Genomic DNA, 18,982 nt, shown 5'->3' with positions numbered 1-18,982 from the left:
CCCCGCGGTTGTTGCGGGATATGGCTGGCTACGCCAGGCCTGGCCGCTCAATCCAAGTCATCCCACGTCCACGACGGTGCAGCCCTCCCGTCAGGTTCACGTCCGAGTCTGAAGTGCTTCTGGTTTTCTCCGAGGTTTATGAATAGGTCGAAATGCCCTGCGGCAATCAACCGCTCTGCCAGCGTGTCGGCCTGCCCCGCCGCTCCCACTTCCCGCACTACCGGCAGCAAGGCTTGGACGGCGGTCAGGTCGTTGACGGCTACGTCCCTGGCGACCCGGTTGGCGAGCGCGATGACCTGTTCACTCGCCCCCACCTCCCGCAACGCTCGCAGCACCTCTTTGAGGGCGGTCAGGTCGTCGAGGGCTACGTCCCTGGCGACCCGGTTGGCGAGCGCGATGACCTGTTCATTCGCCCCCACCTCCCGCAACGCTCGCAGCAGCTGGGGGACGGGGGACGGGTCGTCGACCGAAACGTCTGTGACGACGGGGTTGGCGAGCGCGATGGCCTGCTCGGCCGCTCCCATTCGCCGCAACACCCCCAGCAGCTCGCCGACACTGTACGGGTTGTCGACGGCGACGTCCGTGACGACCCGGTTGGCGAGCGCGATGGCCTGCTCACTCGTCCCCCACACCCGCAACGCCGACAGCAATGCATTGACGGCGGCCGGGTCGTCGACTGCGGCGTCCGTGACGACCCGCTCGGCCAACGTGATGACCTGCTCGGCCGCCCCTACCTCCCGCAACTCCCACAGCAAGTTTGCGATGCCGTTATGGTCGTCGAGGGCAACCAGCGCAGCGGGGCAACGGGTCAGCAGCCGGGCAACTTGCTCGGCTGCCCCCACGAACTTCAAATGCTGCAGGAGCGAGACGACGATGGACGGCTGGTCGAGGGCGATGTCCGTGACAACCCGCTCCGCGAGCGCGATGACCTGCTCACCCGCCCCCGCCACCTGCAACAACCGAATCATGTCTGGTGTGTCCGGGTTGTCGATGGCGATGTCCGTGGCGACCCGGTCGGCGAACGCGATGACCTGCTCCACCGCCCCCACCTCCCGCAACGCCTGCAGCAGCCCGTGGACGGCGAGGGCGTCGTCGACAGCGACGTCCGTGACGGCCCGGTCGGCGAACGCGATGACCTGCTCCACCGCCCCCACCTCCCGCAATACCGGCAGCAACGCGTTGGCGGTGAACGGGCCGTAGAGGTCGACGTCCGTGACGACCCGCTCGGCGAACGCGATGACCTGCTCCACCGCCCCCACCTCCCGCAACACCAGCAGGAGGTTAGCGATGCCGTACGGGGAGTTGACGGCGACGTCCGTGACGACCCGGTTGGCGAACGTGATGAGCTGCTCACCCGCTCCCACCTCGCGCAACTCCGGCAGCAACGCTCTGACGGCGGCCAGGTCGTCGACTGCGACGTCCGTGGCGACCCGGTCGGCGAGCGTGATGGCCTGCTCACCCGCCCCCACCTCCCATAACGCCAGCAACAGGCTGGCGATGCCGTACGGGTTGTCGAGGGTGACGTCCGTGACGACCCGGTTGGCGAGCGCGGTGAGCTGCTCACCCGCCCCGACTTGCTCCAATGCCTGCAGCAGACCGGGGACGGCGAACGGGTCGGGAAAGGCAACGTCGGTGGCGGCCCGGTTGGCGAGCGTGATGACCTGCTCCGTCGCCCCCATCCTCCAAAACGCACGCAGCAAATCTTCGAGGTCGGAGGCTTCGTCGACGGCGCCGTCCGTGACTAGCCGCTTCGCTAGTGTGATGGCCTGCTCGGCCGCCCCCATCCTCCACAAGGTATCCAGCAACTTTCGGACGGCAGCTAGATCGTTTAGGGGGGCGTCGGTGGCGGCCCGGTTGGCGAGGGTGATGAACTGCTCGGTCGCCCCCACCTCCTGCAACGTCCTCACCAATGCTTTGAGGCCGGAAGAGCTGAGGTCGAGGGCGACGTCGGTGGCGGCCCGGTTGGCGAGCGTGATGAACTGCTCCGTCGCCTCCATCTCCTGCAACACCCGCAGCAGCCCGTAGACGTCGCGGGGGTCGTCGAGGGGGGCGTCGGTGGCGGCCCGGTTGGCGAGCGTGATGCCCTGCTCCACCGCCCCCGCTTCCCGCAACACCCGCAGCAAATCGTCGAGGGCGTGGAGGTCGTCGAGAGCGGTGTACGTGACAGCCCATTGGGCGGGGCGGGGGTCGGTGGGTTGAAGGATGCCAAAGACCTTAACTAGCGTGCTCGCGGCCCGGGCGGAGCCGTAGCTGGCCGCGTGCTTGAGGAGCTGGGCGGCATCGCGGTAGAGACCGCGTTCCCAGGCGGAATTAGCCAGCTCGGTCATGTCGGTGGGGTGCGCATGGCGGGCGGCCGCGGTCCAGAAAGCGATGGGCGGAATGATCCCGGAGCGATGGTGGCGGCCGTGCTGGTTAAGGTAGTCGGCCAGCACGTAGTGCTCCCCCTGCTGACGGGATGCGGACCGGTCAGCGGGGGTACCCCTCGCGTCGGGCCGACGGCGGGTGCGCTCGTTGGGGGGACTGCTGGCGGTAACGAGAGTGAGGATGCCGCGGATACCGTTGCAACGCTCGGTGACCCAGGCGAGGGCATGGGCCCGCCAGCCATCGTCGAGAGTCTCGGACTCGCCGTCATCCAGGTACCCGGGCGCGGCGTCGGCGAGCCAGGCCAGCGGAATGTGAGGGCCAGCGCCCAGGCGGCGGGCGTCCATCGCGGCATGGACCAGCGCCAGGGTGGCGCCTCGGGTCGCCTGGTAGCGGTCCATCAGGTAAGGCACGCCGGCCAGGTACTGGGTGATCTGCGCACCCCTGGCATGCTGGGCGGCCTGTGCGAGCCGGGGGTCAGCACCGTCGAGTGCAGTCATGTTGGCCGGAGTGAAGGCGTCCGGTACGTCGATCTTGTGCCCGACCAGGAGTTTGCGGGCACCGGGGTGCCGGTCAGGGGTACGGCGGGTGGTCAGGGTGTTCCAGTGTTCGGACCACAGGGCGCCCAGGACCAGCACCGGAGCTCGCAACGGGTCGTTGAGCAGCTCCCGCAGGCCCGTCGCGACCTGCTCACCGAGCGATTCCGCGGCCAGGTAGTTCTGTGCCTCGTTCAGCCACAGCACCGTCTTCGGAGCGACGTCTGGCAGGGCGGCCAGGACCGCCTCAGGGGCGGTGGGGGTGAGAGGATGCCACAGCCGCCAGTCGTCCGGCAGTTCACGGACGGCCTCCCATAGGGCACGGGTCTTGCCCGTGGACGATGCCCCTACCAGAACCGCGATCCCGCTACGCCCCTGTGCCGCCGCCGCAACGACGGCCTTCAGCTGAGTGTCGTGCCCTCGTTCGATGTAGACAGGCAGCACCCCGAACCGGTCGCGGGCGCCGCCGATGTCCAGCGCCGGGTGGATGCCCAGACCGCGGTCCAGGACGAGCTCGGGATCGCCGCGGAACTCGTCGATCAGGCGGCCAGCGCCCTGCGCCATCCGGGCCCGTACCCACAGCTCCCGCACCCGGCGCGCCAGATCCGGAGCATCCCACGCTGCGCGGCGGGCCAGCACCGTGGCCACAGCCACTACGTCGGCCTGCTGACCGGGTCGTTCGACGTCGGAGATAACTCGGCGGATGGTGTCCCGGCTCGGCGCCCCCGGCAGGCTGTCATCGTCTGCGATGGCCTTGCTGATCTCATCCAGGGCAGGGGCGCCTGCCGCCAGGTACACCTCGTACAGCAGGTCCTTGAGCTCGCGCAACGCCGGCGGCCATCCCACCCGCGCTCGCTGCAACTGCCGCGGCCGCCTCGCGCCCTCGTCGTTCCGTTGCGGCCGGCCGCCCCCCGTGTCGCCACTCATCTCACCATCGTCCCGGATCCTCCTCTCCGCGATGGTCTGAACAGCGGTAAAGGGCACGCCCATTGGAGACTCGTCGCAACTCAGAGTCGATCTCTGCAGGGGGCTCAGGGTGGACAGCAAGCCGGCCGGCTGTCCCAACCACCCACCACACTCCTGTGGAGGACCTCATGCCCCGCACGCGCCTCACCCGCAGCGAGCGCATCGCCCTGGCCGGAGCAGCCCTGCGCGGTGCCGCCTCCGGCATCGTCCGCGCCATCATCGCCCGGCTCCTGGACCACCTCACCTGACCACCCCCGGCCGGCCGCCACGTGGCGGCCAGCGTCCGACCCCGCCTAGTGCTGTGACCGCGTAGGTTCGCCAGTTCTCGGTCGCGACGCTTGGATGTGCGGTGACGTCCATTGAGAGGTGTGCATCAGGAAATCACAGGTCATGGGTCTGGTGTGAGTGGCGATTCGGGTACTCGTGCCAGTCGGCGGCTGATGACCATGGCGTAGATCATCGGGCATGTCCGGTTCCGATAGTTTGCCGGGTTCGGCTGCGCCCGTGACGGGCCCCCGCCTACGATCCGTCAGCAAGTCGGCACGCCATGAGACCGCGGGAGGCTGCGGAGATGCAGGAGCGGCAGTGGAGCACCGCTCGCCGAAACGAACTGGACGCCCTCGCCGAGCAGTTGACCAAGCAGCTGCAGGAAGTGCAGGTCGAGCGGAAGGAACTGGCGATCGCGGAGCGGGTGTTGAATCGTCTGGCTGAGCAGGCCCAGGCCGATGTCGAGGCGGTCGCTCCAGTGTCGGCGGAGGTGGCCGGGCGGGCGATCCTACTGATCCCGCACCGCAGCGACGCGGCCGACGAGGGTGCGGCCCGGTGAAGGTCAGGACGGTTGGCGAGCAATTGGGCCTGGATGTGTCGGTGCGCGGCAGGCTGGAGCCGCTTCGGACGAAGAGACCAAGCTCGCCGACCGCGGCTGGCTACTGAGCCGCGGACTTGACAAAGCTGATTCCACAGAATACGGATCTGGCATGCCATGTGGTTGGAGCGCATCGACCGCAAAGCCGTGGAACTGCGGCGGCGGCAGGCCGAAGAGGAGCGCGGCCGGGCTCGCCGTCCTCCGGTGCCGGACTGGATCCTCGAACTCAACCGCGCCACGGGACACCCACTGGCCGTGCATGTCGGCGACTGCGGCATGGCCGGCCGCCGAACACGGTCGGTCGGCCAAGATGAGGCCCGCCGCCTCCTCGCCACCGCCGGGGTGCCGGCCTGCCCGATCTGCCGACCGGACACCTCACTGCACATCGCCGGCTTTGCCAGCCCCCTTGTGGCACCCGACCGCAGGTCAGCGCGGATCAGGCCGAGGAATCAAGTCGAGCAACTTCTCGGCCTACCCGATCACCCGGCGGGGAGATTCACAGAGCCTCATCACTTGCGACGGCAGGCAGGGACGCCGGACTTCGACGTCCCTGCCCACAGGTCACCGGCAGTAGTCGCCGTTCCTGAGAACTGCCTTCCTTCCCCGAACCTGCAGATCACCAGGATCCGGCGGAGAGATGAAGAAAGTGAAGCAGCGCGCGAACCAGCCCGCCGACCAGCGTCGTGGTACCGGCGTAAACCGCTGTCTGGCCGAGGCCAGAAGGAAATGGACGGTCGGCGCGCTGCCGCTTCGTATCAGCGCGGTGCGTACGGTGGGACATGACGGTCTCCATTCTGGGGACGGGTCGGCTGCCCCCGCACCGCTTGTTCCTTGCCGGGATACGGTGCGGGGTGCAGTTTCTACGTCTCTCAGCCTTGCTGCTGGAGGTCGGCGAGTGCAGCTCGCAAGGGCCGAATCTGGATGTAAGTTCGGCGCCATGAACGGAGATCAGGTCACCGCGCGGGTCGAGGGCACTTCGGCCGATCTGGTTGCCGACGCGCTCGCGCTCGGGGTGAAGGCCACTGCCCGGATGGTGACCTCCTGGGTCGAGGAGGGGCTGCTCGCCAACCCGGAGCCGCGCAAGACCAGCGCGCACGGCAGCGATCCGCGGGTCTTTCCGCCAGAACAACGCGAGTTGTTCACCAAACTTCTGGAGGCCCGCGAGCGCTCCCCGCTGGGACGTGTTCCGCAGCGCTCGCTGGTCCGCGTGGTGCTGTACCTATGGCTGATCGACGACACCGTGGTGCTCACCCCGCAGGCGCGTCGGGCCTGGCGCACCCATGCCCGCGCCACAGGCCGGGTAACAGCCGCCAAGCGGAGCGAAACCGCTCGCGCCGTCGTTGATCAGCTCGCCCATCCCTTGGCCAGTTTGAAGCAACGCCGCGCTGCTCAGTTGGTCCTGGAGGAGGGTGAACGGACCGGGCGGATTGACCTGGAGAGGCTGACTTCGGTCCTGACGGAGCTGTACTCGCCCTGGCCGGCTCTGCCGGGTTCGCCACGGATCGAACGGGCGCAACCAGGTCCTTTCGGACCCGTCACGGTCCAGCACCACATCGCGATGTGGAAGGCCAAGCAACAGACGATCACCCGTCTTCGACATGAGGAGATCGACGAATCAGCTCTGGACCGGGTGCGCGCCGTTCATCGGCCGATGTGGGCGGACTACGAGGCTCGCCGGCCCATCCTGGCCGCTGGCACCGGTGCGTTCGCGGCGACGTTTGCTGAGCCGACCACCTTGGAGGGCCGCGCCATTGAGGCTGTCGACGCCTTCGTCGGAACGCTCGCCGGCGAGCTCGGGTTGATTGAAGCCGCGTCCCACGCCGCAGAGGCAGTCCGCATCCGACAGACGCGCTGACGGACCACGTGCAACCGGTCGCGCCCCGTGAGCACGCCTCGTCAAGAACGGGGCAGGGGATTTGGTGACCCCACGTTCCATGCTCTCGGGCACGTTGGGCCACGGGACCACACGCCGGTCAAGTCGACGTGTGGCGAGCTGGGATGCTTGCCCAGGTGGCGCAGAGTTCCGCGAATCGCGCGCGGAGCACTCCGCGCTGCTCTTCCAACACCTGCGAGGCGGGCGAGAGGAGAAAGACGTTGTCCCGGTAGAGCCGAAACCCGATGCGCTCCCACCCCTGGGCCATCTTGGCGTACACCCGGTCCCACTCGGCCCGGTCCTTCAAACGGCTTCCGCTGAGGTCGGTGACGCCGGGCGAGCACGCCACAGCTCGGCAGCCGGCCATGAGCCGGTGAATGGCCTCCATGGCGAGCACCGCGCCGAGGCCGTGGCCGCGCCACGGCTCCTGCAGGGTCACCCTGTCCATGACGAGCAGGGCGGAGCCCACGTACTCCAGCACCTCGCCGGCATCGTCGGTGAAGTTGCCTGTCGCCGGGTTCAGGAGGACCTGGGCGGTCTCATACAGTTCCTCGGACTCCTCTTCCATGGCCCAGAACGCGTTCCTGCCTCGGTCGAGGTGCACCTTGAAGAAGGTCATCGACCCGACCGCGACATCCTGCACGGCAGTTGCAGAGCATTCCGGGGTGGCGCATTCACCGGGCCTCGCCCAGCAGCGACCGGCGTCGTACACGCGGCGGCGATGGAGGATGGACACATCCCACCGCTCCAGCGTGTCGGCCTGAGGGGTGTCGAAGAGCACGTCGTCGTAGGAGATGTGCAGGCGCAGCTCGGAAGGGTCTCCGGGCAGCGTGGAGGACTCGGTCACTGCAGAAGCCTAGCCAGGCACAATGCAGACAGCTGCCTTGGCCGTCCCGGCGTCCGGCGGGCGTTCTCTGAGCGTCGAGTGCGGCCACGAGCCTGACGGGACAGGGCAATCAGCCCGTTGCCCAAAGGCGAGAGAACCACCCTCTACGTCCCCACCCATTGGGTACGTCGGCCAGGTACCCGATGGTTTTGATCGAACTGGCCCGTAGATCACACAATTCCGATACCGTCATCCGCGCGGTATCACCGCTCATGACATCGTTGGACCGGAAAGTGACGAATGTTCATCGAGAAGCTCGTGCTGAAGAACTTCAAGTGCTTCGGACCGGAGGGCACCTCCGTCCGCCTGGATCCGGGCATGACTGCACTCATCGGCGCCAACGGCTCGGGCAAGACCGCGGCCTGTGAGGCGCTGCTGCGGTTGTTCGGGATATCCGCGAAGGAACGGGCCGTACGCGTGGACGACTTTCACGTCCCCCTCGACGAGACCGACACGCCTCCCACTCGCGAGTTGACGATCGAAGCCGTGCTCGCCTTCCCCGAACTCAACGGAGATGACGACGGTGGCGCCGCAGAGGGCGAGAAGCGTCAAGGCCAGGACGAAGTGCCGCGGCTGGTCCCGGAGTTCTTCAGGCGCATGGCCGCCACGGAGGAGGGCGACCTGAAGGTTCGGGTGGTGCTCCGGGCCGAATGGGTCGATGACGGCACGGCAGAGGGTGCCGTCACCGAGACGCGGGTGATCGTCAACACCCTTGCCGAGGAGTACGGCGAGGATGACTACGCACCGCTCACTCCGGTGGAGCGCAGCCGTATCCAGATGGTCTACATCCCAGCGTCCCGCGACGGCGTGCGCCAGGTGACGTCTTTCCTCCGCAGCCGACTCTGGCGAGCCGCGCAGTGGTCGAGCGGCCTGCGTGACCTCGTCAGCGAGAACGCGGCCGAGGTCGCCGAGAAGTTCACCGACGAACCCGTCGTCCAGGCGGTCGAAGGAGCGCTCACTGCTCGGTGGCAGGAACTGCACGACGCGGGAGTGCACTCGGACCCCAAACTGCGCCTCCTCGATGGCGACTTCAACCAGTTGGTCCGCGATTCCGAACTCGTCTTCGGGCCCGACCACAACGGTCGCCCCCGCCCCGCCCGCGCACTGAGCGACGGGCAGCGATCACTGCTGCACCTCGCCCTGGTGGCAGCCGCCCTCGACGTCGAGGCCGCGATCAACGACGGCCAGCACGCCGATGACTTCGCGGTGGACAGCGCCCACTTGCCGAACCTGACCCTGATCGCGGTCGAGGAGCCCGAGAACAGCCTTTCACCGTTCTTCCTGTCCCGGATCATCACCCAGCTGCAGGAACTGAGCGGCAGCACGGCAACGCAGACGGTCCTCTCCAGCCACTCCGCCAGCGTCATGGCGCGTATCCGTCCCGAAGACGTCCGGTACTTCCGCACAGAGCCAGCCACCACGACCGCATCGGTCCGTGAGATCACCCTCCCTGAAGACACCACGGAGGCCGGCAAGTACGTGCGCGAGGCCGTGCGCGCTCACCCGGAGCTCTACTTCGCCAAGTTCGTGGTGCTCGGCGAAGGCGACACCGAGCAACTGGTCATCCCCCGCATCGCCCAGGCCCACGGCGTCCAGCTGGATCCGTCGTTCGTCGCCATGGTGCCGCTCGGCGGCCGACACACCAACCACATGTGGAAGCTGCTGAACGACCTGGACATCCCGCACGCCACCCTGCTGGATCTCGACTACGGCAAGGAAGGCGCAGGGCCTGCCCGGCTGCGCGACGCCTGCAACCGCCTTGCCGCCAGCGGGCTGAAGCCCTTGGAAGGGCTCGCCGGCTACGACGACATCAGCGACATCACCGACGACCTCGAAGTCGATGCCATTCGCCCGATCCTGGCGCACCTGCGTACGTTCGGCGTCTTCTACGCCACGCCCCTCGATCTCGACTACGCCATGCTGAGGGCGTTCGAGGACGCCTACACACTCCTCGACTCGGGCGAACGTGGGCCGGGTGCCGGCGATCCCACCATCACGGTCATGGGCGAGAACGGCACCAGGGCGGACTACTGGAAGAACGCCAAGCGCCTTGAGCGGCTGGGCTGGTACCGCTATCTGTTCGTGAACCGGTCAAAGCCAAGCTCGCACATGAGCGCGCTCGGCCGCCTGAGCAACGCGGAGCTGAAGGCGGATGTGCCCAACGTGCTCCGGGCCCTGGTGCGCCATATCCAGGAGAAGATCTCCCTGTGAGCGTCCCCGGCCAGCCAGGCCCTGTGAGCCCGCCGGAGCCGCGTGCCACCACACTGATTCCTGCGGAGGATTGGCGGCCGATCGGGATCGCGGACCTCGAACCGGTCGCGTGGGAAGCTCTGCGGGACACCGGCAATGTGGCAGTCGTGGCAGGTCCGGGCGCGGGCAAGACCGAGTTCCTCGCTCAGCGCGCCGCCTACCTCCTGCAAACCGGCATCTGCCCGTGGCCCCAGCGCATCCTGGCCATCTCGTTCAAGAAAGATGCCGCGGCCAACCTCGGCCGCAGGGTCGCCTCCCGGGTTCCGGAACACGCGCGTCGATTCACGTCCATGACGTTCGACGCGTTCACCAAGGGGCTGGTCGACCGGTTCGCGGCGGCGCTGCCCGTGGACTGGCGGATGAGCGACGGGTACGACATCCGCTTTACGACCGACTCCGAGGTAAGCCAATTCCTCAACGGCGTCGCCTTCTCGGCACCGCCGACCCTATCCGGGAAACTCGGCTTCCAGCCCAAGCGCTTCGTCCCCGACAACGTGGGCGGCTGGGACCTACCCGAGAGCCTGCCGACGGATGACGAAGTCGATGCCGTCTCCTACGCCGTACGCGAGTGGTGGCGCGCCCGCTACCTACGGTCAGGAACAGCCGAAGTCGACTTCGTCATGCTCAACCGGCTCGCCGAGCTGCTCGTCCGGGCGGTGCCGAAGCTCAGACGCGCCCTGCGCCTAACCTACCCCGTGGTCTTCGTCGACGAGTTCCAGGACACGACCAGCGCGCAGTTCTCCTTCCTCACCTCCGTGTTCGGAGAGAGGACCGCGGTCACCGCGGTCGGGGACAGCAAGCAGCGGATCATGGGCTGGGCCGGCGCCCTACCCGAGGCCGTCAAACGCTTCGCCGAAGCCTTCGACGCCACTTCCTACGCCCTGGCGTGGAACTTCCGATCCAGCGACGCCCTCGTAGAGCTCCAGCACGTCATCGCTAGCAAACTGGACCCGACCACGGTACGGGCCACCTCGAAGGCCACCGCCGAAGTCGGGCATGAGCCGGCCGTCTTGTGGACGTTCTCCAGCAGCGACGAGGAGGCAACTTTCATCGCCGACTGGATCGCCCGGGATATCGCCGCCTCGGACCGTACGCCGTCGGATTTCGCGCTCATCGCTCGGCAGAAGATCACAGACTTCGAGTCGCTGTTTCGTGCCCGCCTTGCCGCCCACGGCATCAGAGTCCGCAACGACGACGCCCGTCTCGGCAAGATGACCCTGCAAGACCTCCTGAAAAGCGATACCGCCCGTCTCCTGCTGGGTCTGTTCCGGCTGGCCAACGAACCTCGTGGCCTCGCCAAGGTCTGGCGGGACGTATCGGCAACTATGGAACGCGTCCACGGAGCAACCGACGACGACGTAGCCCAGCACCGCGTCGGCGAGAACCTGGCCGAACTGACCACCCAGTTGCGCGCATGGCTCCGCTCTCACCCACCGGCGACCACGTCGGCCACCGACACCGTCAAGCAGGTTGTCGGCCTCCTCGACGGCGCTGCCCTCCGCCGCTACGTGAAGTCGGCAGCCCCCGGGGAGGATTTCGATATTATCCTTGGCGCATTCGAGGCGCGCCTTGAGACCGCGATCAACGGCACCGCGGATTGGGGGGACGTGCTCGACGAGTTCGAGGGCGCTGATGCCGTCGTCCTGCTCACCGCCCACCGCAGCAAGGGCCTCGAATACCACACCGTGTTCTTCCTGGGCATCCACGCGAGACAGTGGTGGGCGTACGGGAGCGACCGGCGAGAAGGGACATCGACCTTCTTCGTCGGCTTGTCCCGGGCTGCACATCGGCTGATCTTCACCACGGACCGGACCGACCGTAACGGCCCCATCGGCGACCTCTTCACGATGCTCACTGAGGCGGGCGTGCCCGAGATCGACCACGGGTAGCGGCGCCTGCCGACCACTTCGCCGCCATCTGAGAAGACGAAGGGCCCAGGAGTCGTCATAGACTCCCGGGCCCTGGTGTCAGAGTTGGTGCAGTTGTGTCAGCCCTCACCGGGCGAGGTGTTCGCACCGCTGCGGCGGATGCGGGCGGCCACAACCAGTCCGATACCGCCGACGACTAGGAGACCTGCTCCGCCCGCGAGCCACGGGCTGGCGTCGGCTCCGGTGTGGGCGAGCGAGCCGACTGGGGCCTTCGACGTGGCCTCGCCGGACGCGTCGGCCGCCGGAGAGGTGTCGGCGTCCGTCCCGGCGGAAGACGTCGGGCTGGGCGACGCACTGCCGGACGCGGTGGGATGGTCCGTCGGCTTCTCGGTCGGATCGGGGCTTGATCCGGTGGTGCCCTTTACGTTGGTGACAGTCACAGTCACCGGGGCGCCGGGGCCCGCCGTGAACGTCTTGGACGGCTTGTAGAGGTCGTAGCCGGCGGGGGCCTTTATCTCCTTGACCCAGAACTGCGTCTTCCGACTCGATACCAGCAGATCTCCGGAAGCCGTGCCTTTGGCCCCGGTAGTCAGGGTGAGCAGCGTCGACTCGCCGGTACCGATGTTCACGGTCGCGCCGGGCAGGGGCTTGCCGGTCTTGTCGTCCTTGGCCTGCAGGAGGACCTTGGCCGCCTTGAACGGGTCGGTGATCGTCAGCCGTGTGGTCGCGCCCGGGGTGACGATGACGTCTTGGTCGGCAACGACCTCGTGGAGCGGGCTGCCGGAAGCCGTCTCCTTGAGCCGGTAGACGCCCGGAGCGAGGTCGGGGAAGGCCAGCTTCCCCTGTGCGTCGGTCTTCCCGCGTCCGGCGTCCTGGCCGGCGGAGTCGAGCAGCAGGAACGCGGCGCCGGGGAGTACATCCCCGGCCGTGTCCTTCATGGTGATCTCGACGCTGCCCGCGTCCGGGGCCAGTGTCTCGGCGAGGGCGGCAGAGGCCGAGGGGGTCGGTTCGGAGGGCTGGGCGCTCGCGGCCGACGCCCAAGTGAGGGTGCCGGTCACCGCGACAGCGACGGCGGCGGATCGGACGAAACGTGCGTGCACGAGGAAAGAGGACTCCTTGCTCAGGGGGCGGGGAAGGTCATCGGGTTCGGCCAGAGACCGGGGCGGGAGGCGGCGGGGCAACAGGAGTGTTGCCGCGAAGCTGCTTGGCTGTCGTGCTGGTGACGTAGAGGGCCCGGCGGGTGTGGACAGGTACGTCTTGGACGGTGCGGTGCAGTGGCTCGGTGGAGATCAGCGAAGCAGTGAAGGCCGCGACAAGCGTGGTGGGCGTGCCAAACGAGAAGCGTGCCCTCCAGTGCGGCTCGCTGGGGTATCCGCCCCAGGACCGCCAGGCCGGCCCACTGGAGCCACTGATGGCGTATCGGTGGCGTACGCCGCCGAGTCCTTCCGGGGGGAGGAAGGTCTGTGTGCCGTCGGTCTTGACCTCATGGCTCCAGCCGCGGGTGAGCAGCGGCGCGTACGCCTCGTGCGGCGCCATCTCGTCCTCGAACAGCCGATCTTGGTCGCTGTAGCGGTCTTCGAGGTAGAGGTCGAGCAACTCGGCATGGACGTCGTGCAGCAGCTCGACGGGGGTGGTGGCGTCGAAGGTGATCCGCCAGGTCGGCGGGGTGAACGGAGCCCGGTGCGCGTTGATGGTCCATGTGCCCTTGCCGGGCTTGTCGGGCTGGGGGTCGTAGGTGGTCTGCAGTCGCAGGCACGGGCTGAAAGCCGCGGCCGTGCCTTCGTCGGTCTGGGCGAACGGCCAGCCCTCGTCGAAGGGGAAGGCCCATGCGGTGCGAGGGTCGACGGCGCCGGGCCCGGCGAGGTGGCGGGGAAGGACCTGCACGGCCTGGGCCGGGTCGAGGTTCTCAAAGGGGTGGGTCATCACGGGCAGGGCTCCTACCGGAAGAGTGCGGAACGCCAAGGTCTGCGATGCAGGCGCGGCTCAGCGGGCGCGGGCGCCGCTGCGGGCGACTGGCTTGGCGGGAGCCGTGTGCGCGGTCCGGCCCGCGGCGGGGCTCGGCACGGACGCGGTCCAGGCGCCGGGGAACCAGACAGCGGTGTACTGCTTGATGGCATCGCGCAACCCGGTGGTGACGGCCCCCTCCCACGGTGGCCGGCCAGGGCGGTGGTACTTGTCGAAGGTGCCGTACTGCTTGGTGTTCGGCCGGATATTGGTCGCTTCGTCGCGGCGGTGGAAAGTGCCGTGATCCACGAAGCTGAGCGCCACCGCGTCGATCTCGCCGCGGTCCGGATGGACGACCGCTACCCGCAGCCCGCCGTAGGTGTCCGAGTGGATGGTGCCGCTGAAGTCGATCCGCAGCCGCAGGGGTGCGCCCGGGGTCGGGGCGGCGTAGTAGGTGTTGCCCACGACGGTGCTGTCGTGGAAGGGGAGGCGCAGCTCGGCGAAGAACTCGGGGGCCTGCGGGGACAAGAGGGGTCTCCGGTCGGGGTCGGGCTGGTGTCAGCGACGTGGGCTGGGCAGGGCCGGTCGGCTGGTGGTGCTCCAGCGCGGGACGCTGGCCGCGGGCAGCGCGGCCGGGCGGCGGGACGCGACGGCCCGCTGCACGTCAAGCGGGGTGGGGGCGGGCGGTCCGGGCGGGAGGATGGGGGCGAGCTGGGCCATGCCCTTGATGTAGCTGAAGGTTTCCTGCCGCCACCGGGGTAGTGGAGCCGGATCGGCGATGCACTGGGTGACGGCGGTGAGCAGGGCGACGGGGGTGTCGGTGCTGGCCGTGGCGTACCAGACGGGCCGGTCGATGGACTTGCCCGCCCACAGCTGCCAGCGGGCGTCCCGCGTCGTCAGCTCGGCTTCAGGATCGAGGTCGCCGGTGGTGAACTCCATGCCGGCGAGGCCGTCCGGTGCCTGGACGGCGAAGACGCCCCAGCGGGGACGGTCGATCTCCCAGCCCTGTTTCAGTAGGGGGACGACGGCGAGGAAGGGATCGTGCTCGTCGATCCCGGTGACCGGCCGGGCCAAGTAGGCGTCCGGCCCCTGCTCGTACGCCGCGGCGAGGAGGGTGGTGAACGCCTGGACGAACTCGGTGGGAACGCGGTCGTTGAAGCAGACGCCCCACGCTGGCGGGCCGAAAGAGTCCTTGTAGGCGTTGATGCGCCAGAGCCCGTCGTCCTCGCCTTCGGGCAGGTAGCCCAGGCGTACGCGCCGGTCGGGAGCGCTCACGTAGAGATTGGAGTCCTCGTCGTAGTGGTGGTCCCAGCCGAGGTCGAGGAGCGGGGCGAGGGCGGGGTCGCCGGTCCCTGTGGTGGAGGCGAGATGGCGTGGGGAGACGTAGACATCGCCGTCGATATCGATGTCGTGGAGCGGTTGGGGCTGGTGGCTCATCGGTCCGCCCTCGTGGCGACGGTGATCTCGTCAGCGGCAGTGTCGAGGCGGTCGGTGACCTCGGCGGTGTTGCGGCCGGTGACGATGTAGAACCCGGCCCGGGCAGTGAACAGGTCGCCTTCGGGCGGCAGGAGGAGCGGGTCGCCGATCTCGCGGATCCATTGCACCTGCCGCAGCCACGGGGTGTGGGCGGCGAACGGCTGGTTGATGTGCCGTGCGGTGAGGGCCCCGGAGGCGGCCGGGTAGAGCATGCGGATGCCCGCAGCCCCGCTGCGGGTCGGGGTGAGGTCCGGCGCTCGGCCACAGGCGAGGTCGGCGGCGGCCTTCGGCAAGTCGATGCCGGTGGCGAGGCGGACAAGGTGGCCGATCATGTCGCCGCCGATCCTGGCGTTGACCTCAATCAGCCGGGGCCGGCCGTCCACGAGGCGCAGCTCGACGTGCTGCACGCCGTCGGTGATCCCCAGGGCCTTGACCGCAGCGGCGGCGGCTGGGGCGACCTGGGCCAGGAGCGGGTCGGTGGCATCGACGGTGTGCCCGGTCTCGTCGAAGTACGGTGCGGGGCCCAGGTTCTTGCGGGTCACGGCGACCGCAGTGGTCGCGCCGCAGTGGGTAACGCATTCGACCGAGAATTCCGGCCCATCGAGGTACTCCTCGACCAAGACGCCGGTGTCCTCGCGGCTGCGGCTCGCGCCGGCCAAGGCGAACGCGAAAGCCGGGGGCAGTTCTTCGGGCCGGTCGACGCGGATCACGCCGATGCTGCCAGCAAACGCTGCGGGCTTGATGACGGCCGGGTAGCCCAGCGTCATCGTCGCCAGTCCGGCCTCCAGCAGGGTCCGCGCCTTCATCGAGGCGGCCGACGGCACCCCGTGGCGGGCGAACAGGCTACGGGCGGTCGCCTTGTTGCGGCAGGCCCGCACCACCTCGACGGAATTCGAGGACAGACCCAGCGCACGGGCGAGGCGTGCGGTGGGGACGAGGTGCCACTCGTCCCAGGTGACAACGCCGGCGAGGTCGTGGCGCTCGGCCAGGGACCGGCCGCCGGCGAGCAGTGCTGCGGGGTCGCTCAGGTCGACGACGGCGTGGTCGACGATGACTGGCTTCTCCCACGACGGCTCGGCGCTGGTGAGAAGGACGACGTCGTACGCAGCGGCCACCTGCTCAAGGCAGTAGCCGCGATAGGTCTCGTCGCCGGGAGAAACGACGAGCACGAGGGGGTGGGACAAGGACCACTCCATACGGGGAAAGGGGGAAGCGGGCGGTCAGCGGACCGGTGAGGCGGCGGGTGCGGGGCGCAGGGCGGGGTCGGTGCGCAGCCGGGTGAACGCGGCGGCCAGGCCGAGGCCTTGCAGGACGGCGCACGCGGTGATCATGTGGCCGAGGGCGGCGGGTGGCGTGAGGGCGACCAGGGCGCCGGCCAGGGGAAGCGGGATGAGGATGATGAGGATCGTCAGTGCCAGGGTGCTGCCGAACACCGCCGGTGGGACCAGGCGGGAGCGCAGGGTGCGCAGGACCACGGTCATGCCGCCCTCGCCGGCCATGAGGATGGCGACCAGCACCAGGTAGGCCGGGTAGGTGCGGGCCTGGGCGACGGCCAGGCCCGCACCCGTGGCCACCGTGGCGGCCAGGGCGCCGACCGGCCACAGACCCCAGCAGTCGATCGCGAATCGGCAGGCGGCGACGGTAAGCAGGGAAGCTGCTGCGGCGGCCGTCCAGACCAGGCCGGTCGAGGCGCTGGAGTACCCGAATCGCTGCACGACCGTCACGGGGGCGGCGGCCTGAAGTGTGGCGGTCACCAGGTTGGAGATCGCCAGCCCGGCCACCAGCCAGGCCAGGGTCGGCAGCGACCGCAGCGTCGACCAGCCGGTCCGCAGGCCCTGGACCACCGGCACGGGGGCCGGGTCCGGGCGGGCTTCGGCGAGCTGAGGGGCCAGCAGCGCCGCGAGCGCGGACACCGTTCCGATGGTGGCGAGCAGGGCGGTCGGGCCGGCCCCTTGCAGCAGCAGACCGCCGAGCGCGGGTCCGGCGAACGCGGCGACCTGGTCGATGCCCAGCAGCACCGACTGAACGCGGTGCGCGCGCTCGCCATCCTCCCGGCTGGCCACCGCGCCGGCCGTCTCGGTCGCGATGTAGGAGAACTCCGTGACCGTGCCGACGATGGCGGCCAGCAGCATCACCGTGACGGTCCCCGCGAGCGTGCCGTCCGCGCAGGCCAGGGCCACGGCGGCGATACCGACCACGACGGCTCTGGCTACGGAGGCGAGGCGGAAGACACGGATCGTGCCGTACCGGTCCACCACGGCCCCGGCCAGGCCGAATGCCATCAGGCGCGGGATCCATTCCAGCATGAAGGCCAGGCCGGTCAGCGCGGCGCTGCCGGTGGTCGCCAGGACCAGCATCGGGATGGTGTAGGTGGCCATGGCGAACGCCGCGGCATCGGCGCTGCGGGGCAGGTAGATGGCGCGCAGCAGACCGGCGGCAGGACGGTGGACCGGCCGCGGTTTCGAGCCTGATCTCACGCAGCGAGCCCCGGTTCCGCCAGCGCGGTGCGGGCAGGACGGCGTGGGGTTGTCGCAGGGATGGACGGGTTGCTGTTGATCCATTGGGACAGCGCCGTCCACGGCCGGCGCAGAGCGATCACGGCCTCGGTGTCCGGCAGCAGCCCGTCCATCACGCGCTGAGCCGCGCCGGTGGCCACCGTGTCGTGTGCTTCGCCGGTGAGGGCGGCGAGAACGGGCGCCTGGGTGAGGAGCGTGAGGGTTGCTTGGACGCGGGTGAGGAAGTCGCCGTCGCGGGCCGGGAAGTGGTGGGCGCGGGCCCAGCGCGTGGCCACCTCGTACACCTCGGCCAGCTCGGTGCCGGCCTCGGTGAGCTGGTGGCAGGGGGCTCCGGCGTGCTGCCCGGCCCGTAGGAGCCCATGGGCGCGGGCTGTCGCCAGTCCGTGACTGATCTGGTGCGGCGTGAGGTCGGGGAAGGTCCGGGTGAGCATGAGGCGCGGGATGGGACCGTTGTCGTCGATCTCGCTGACCAGCCGGATCAGACCCCTATGGGACAGCACACCGACCGCACGGGTCAGCTGCTCGACGCTGAGGGTCTCGGGACGGTTCATCGGCCGTGCCCCCCAGCCGGGGCGACGGTGCGGGCGGGGATCCGGTGCGAAAACAGGTCGCCCGCCTTCCACTTGGCGACGGGAGGCTGCGCGGGGAGGACCGGGGCGGCCGGGGTGGAGGCCGGGGCTGCCGACAGGCGCGACTGGTTGGTGATCCAGGTGCCCGGCTCGGTCCGGGACGGGGCCGGGTCCTGCCCCCATACCGGGTGGTGATCTGCGTCGGCGAGCGGGCGTCCGGCTGCCCACGCCGACATCGACCGGTAGAGCGGAGCCAGAGCGAGGCCATGCGCGGAGAGCTGGAAGGTCGCCTCCGCGCCGGTGGATTCAACGAGCCCGTCGTCGGTCAGCTGCCGCAGCGGCGGATAGATGGCGCTCAGGCCGTAGTCGGGCAGTGCGACGGCCGCCAGGGACTTGGCGCTGGTAGCGCCGCGGGCTTGCAGTGTCCACAGGATGGCGGTGGCGTGTCGGGGGGTGAGCAGGGCGAGGGTGTCCTCGATGTTCTGGGCCGGCGCGATGTGCTCGGGCGCGTGTTCGCCGGTGGCCTGGTTGAGGACGATGTCCTTGTCCAGGTGGGTGTTGCCCCAGGCGGCGATCACGGTCAGGACGGGCATCAGGTCGGCGCCGCGCTCGGTGAGGCCGTAGGTGACGTGCCGGGAGGCGTATTGGGTGCGCTCGACCAGGCCGGCGTCGGTGAGCTTGCGGAGCCTGGGGTGGAGCTGGCCGTCGGCCAGCCACGGCAGCTTCGTCTTGATCTGCGTGTAGCGAAGCGGCTGGGCGGACAGCGTCATCAGCACCCACACGCTCCAGCGCGGGCTGATCATCGTCAGCGATTCGGTGACGCGCGGCAGATCGGCGGAGGTCTGGGGCAGACCGGTGGTGGCCAAAGGGGA

At 69.1% G+C, this 18,982-nt stretch carries 15 protein-coding genes; 5 read left to right on the top strand and 10 right to left on the bottom strand.

What is annotated here, in order from left to right:
- Positions 1 to 47: 47 nt before the first annotated feature.
- Entirely contained in the window at positions 48 to 3,725 is a 3,678-nt protein-coding gene (locus OG607_RS41625; RefSeq protein ID WP_405734962.1) for a hypothetical protein, read from the bottom strand.
- Positions 3,726 to 4,434: 709 nt separating this feature from the next.
- Between OG607_RS41625 and OG607_RS41620 the strand changes: the two genes are divergently transcribed.
- From OG607_RS41620 to OG607_RS41610, 3 genes are all read left to right on the top strand, one after another.
- The gene (locus tag OG607_RS41620; protein WP_405734960.1) at positions 4,435 to 4,689 is read left to right on the top strand and encodes a hypothetical protein; all 255 of its coding nucleotides are present in this window, start codon (positions 4,435 to 4,437) and stop codon (positions 4,687 to 4,689) included.
- Positions 4,690 to 4,845: 156 nt separating this feature from the next.
- Entirely contained in the window at positions 4,846 to 5,511 is a 666-nt protein-coding gene (locus tag OG607_RS41615; RefSeq protein WP_405734958.1) for a DUF6233 domain-containing protein, read from the top strand.
- 154 nt (positions 5,512 to 5,665) lie between these two features.
- A complete protein-coding gene (locus OG607_RS41610) occupies positions 5,666 to 6,583 on the top strand; it encodes a hypothetical protein (RefSeq protein WP_405734956.1) in 918 nt (305 codons plus the stop codon).
- 118 nt (positions 6,584 to 6,701) lie between these two features.
- Here the strand turns inward: OG607_RS41610 and OG607_RS41605 are convergent, their stop codons facing one another.
- Positions 6,702 to 7,448 carry a hypothetical protein gene (locus OG607_RS41605; RefSeq protein WP_405734954.1) on the bottom strand — a complete coding sequence of 249 codons (747 nt, stop codon included), beginning with the start codon at positions 7,446 to 7,448 and terminating at the stop codon, positions 6,702 to 6,704.
- 279 nt (positions 7,449 to 7,727) lie between these two features.
- Between OG607_RS41605 and OG607_RS41600 the strand changes: the two genes are divergently transcribed.
- The gene (locus tag OG607_RS41600; protein WP_405734952.1) at positions 7,728 to 9,698 is read left to right on the top strand and encodes an ATP-dependent nuclease; all 1,971 of its coding nucleotides are present in this window, start codon (positions 7,728 to 7,730) and stop codon (positions 9,696 to 9,698) included.
- 23 nt (positions 9,699 to 9,721) lie between these two features.
- The gene (locus tag OG607_RS41595) at positions 9,722 to 11,626 is read left to right on the top strand and encodes a UvrD-helicase domain-containing protein (RefSeq protein ID WP_405734950.1); all 1,905 of its coding nucleotides are present in this window, start codon (positions 9,722 to 9,724) and stop codon (positions 11,624 to 11,626) included.
- Between the two features lie 98 nt (positions 11,627 to 11,724).
- Here OG607_RS41595 and OG607_RS41590 read toward each other — a convergent pair whose 3' ends face one another.
- Genes OG607_RS41590 through OG607_RS41555 form a run of 8 tightly spaced genes read right to left on the bottom strand, consistent with a single transcriptional unit; the run spans position 11,725 to position 18,976 of the window.
- Complete coding sequence (locus OG607_RS41590; RefSeq protein ID WP_405734948.1) at positions 11,725 to 12,705, bottom strand: collagen binding domain-containing protein; 981 nt, start codon at positions 12,703 to 12,705, stop codon at positions 11,725 to 11,727.
- A gap of 37 nt (positions 12,706 to 12,742) precedes the next feature.
- A complete protein-coding gene (locus OG607_RS41585) occupies positions 12,743 to 13,528 on the bottom strand; it encodes a DUF317 domain-containing protein (protein WP_405734946.1) in 786 nt (261 codons plus the stop codon).
- A gap of 60 nt (positions 13,529 to 13,588) precedes the next feature.
- A complete protein-coding gene (locus tag OG607_RS41580) occupies positions 13,589 to 14,077 on the bottom strand; it encodes a hypothetical protein (RefSeq protein ID WP_405734944.1) in 489 nt (162 codons plus the stop codon).
- Positions 14,078 to 14,107: 30 nt separating this feature from the next.
- Complete coding sequence (locus OG607_RS41575; RefSeq protein ID WP_405734942.1) at positions 14,108 to 14,986, bottom strand: DUF317 domain-containing protein; 879 nt, start codon at positions 14,984 to 14,986, stop codon at positions 14,108 to 14,110.
- Positions 14,983 to 16,209 carry an ATP-grasp domain-containing protein gene (locus OG607_RS41570; protein ID WP_405734940.1) on the bottom strand — a complete coding sequence of 409 codons (1,227 nt, stop codon included), beginning with the start codon at positions 16,207 to 16,209 and terminating at the stop codon, positions 14,983 to 14,985. The genes OG607_RS41575 and OG607_RS41570 overlap by 4 nt, the downstream gene beginning before the upstream one ends.
- A 36-nt stretch (positions 16,210 to 16,245) precedes the next feature.
- A complete protein-coding gene (locus OG607_RS41565) occupies positions 16,246 to 17,502 on the bottom strand; it encodes an MFS transporter (protein ID WP_405734938.1) in 1,257 nt (418 codons plus the stop codon).
- Positions 17,499 to 18,092 carry a regulator gene (locus OG607_RS41560; RefSeq protein ID WP_405734936.1) on the bottom strand — a complete coding sequence of 198 codons (594 nt, stop codon included), beginning with the start codon at positions 18,090 to 18,092 and terminating at the stop codon, positions 17,499 to 17,501. Before OG607_RS41560 ends, OG607_RS41565 begins: the two co-directional genes overlap by 4 nt.
- Positions 18,089 to 18,976, bottom strand: a complete 888-nt coding sequence (locus OG607_RS41555) for a winged helix-turn-helix transcriptional regulator (RefSeq protein ID WP_405734934.1) — start codon at positions 18,974 to 18,976, stop codon at positions 18,089 to 18,091. The genes OG607_RS41560 and OG607_RS41555 overlap by 4 nt, the downstream gene beginning before the upstream one ends.
- Between the last annotated feature and the right edge of the window lie 6 nt (positions 18,977 to 18,982).

This window comes from Streptomyces sp. NBC_01537 (genome assembly GCF_045040445.1).
GTDB lineage: Bacteria > Actinomycetota > Actinomycetes > Streptomycetales > Streptomycetaceae > Actinacidiphila.
This window is presented reverse-complemented; position numbering and strand designations above follow the sequence as displayed.

Bases quoted from the DNA above. Each gene is read 5' to 3' on its own strand.
- OG607_RS41620 (WP_405734960.1), top strand. From the start codon at position 4,435: ATGCAGGAGCGGCAGTGGAGCACCGCTCGCCGAAACGAACTGGACGCC.
- OG607_RS41615 (WP_405734958.1), top strand. From the start codon at position 4,846: ATGTGGTTGGAGCGCATCGACCGCAAAGCCGTGGAACTGCGGCGGCGG.
- OG607_RS41610 (WP_405734956.1), top strand. From the start codon at position 5,666: ATGAACGGAGATCAGGTCACCGCGCGGGTCGAGGGCACTTCGGCCGAT.
- OG607_RS41600 (WP_405734952.1), top strand. From the start codon at position 7,728: ATGTTCATCGAGAAGCTCGTGCTGAAGAACTTCAAGTGCTTCGGACCG.
- OG607_RS41585 (WP_405734946.1), bottom strand. From the start codon at position 13,528: ATGACCCACCCCTTTGAGAACCTCGACCCGGCCCAGGCCGTGCAGGTC.
- OG607_RS41575 (WP_405734942.1), bottom strand. From the start codon at position 14,986: ATGAGCCACCAGCCCCAACCGCTCCACGACATCGATATCGACGGCGAT.
- OG607_RS41560 (WP_405734936.1), bottom strand. From the start codon at position 18,092: ATGAACCGTCCCGAGACCCTCAGCGTCGAGCAGCTGACCCGTGCGGTC.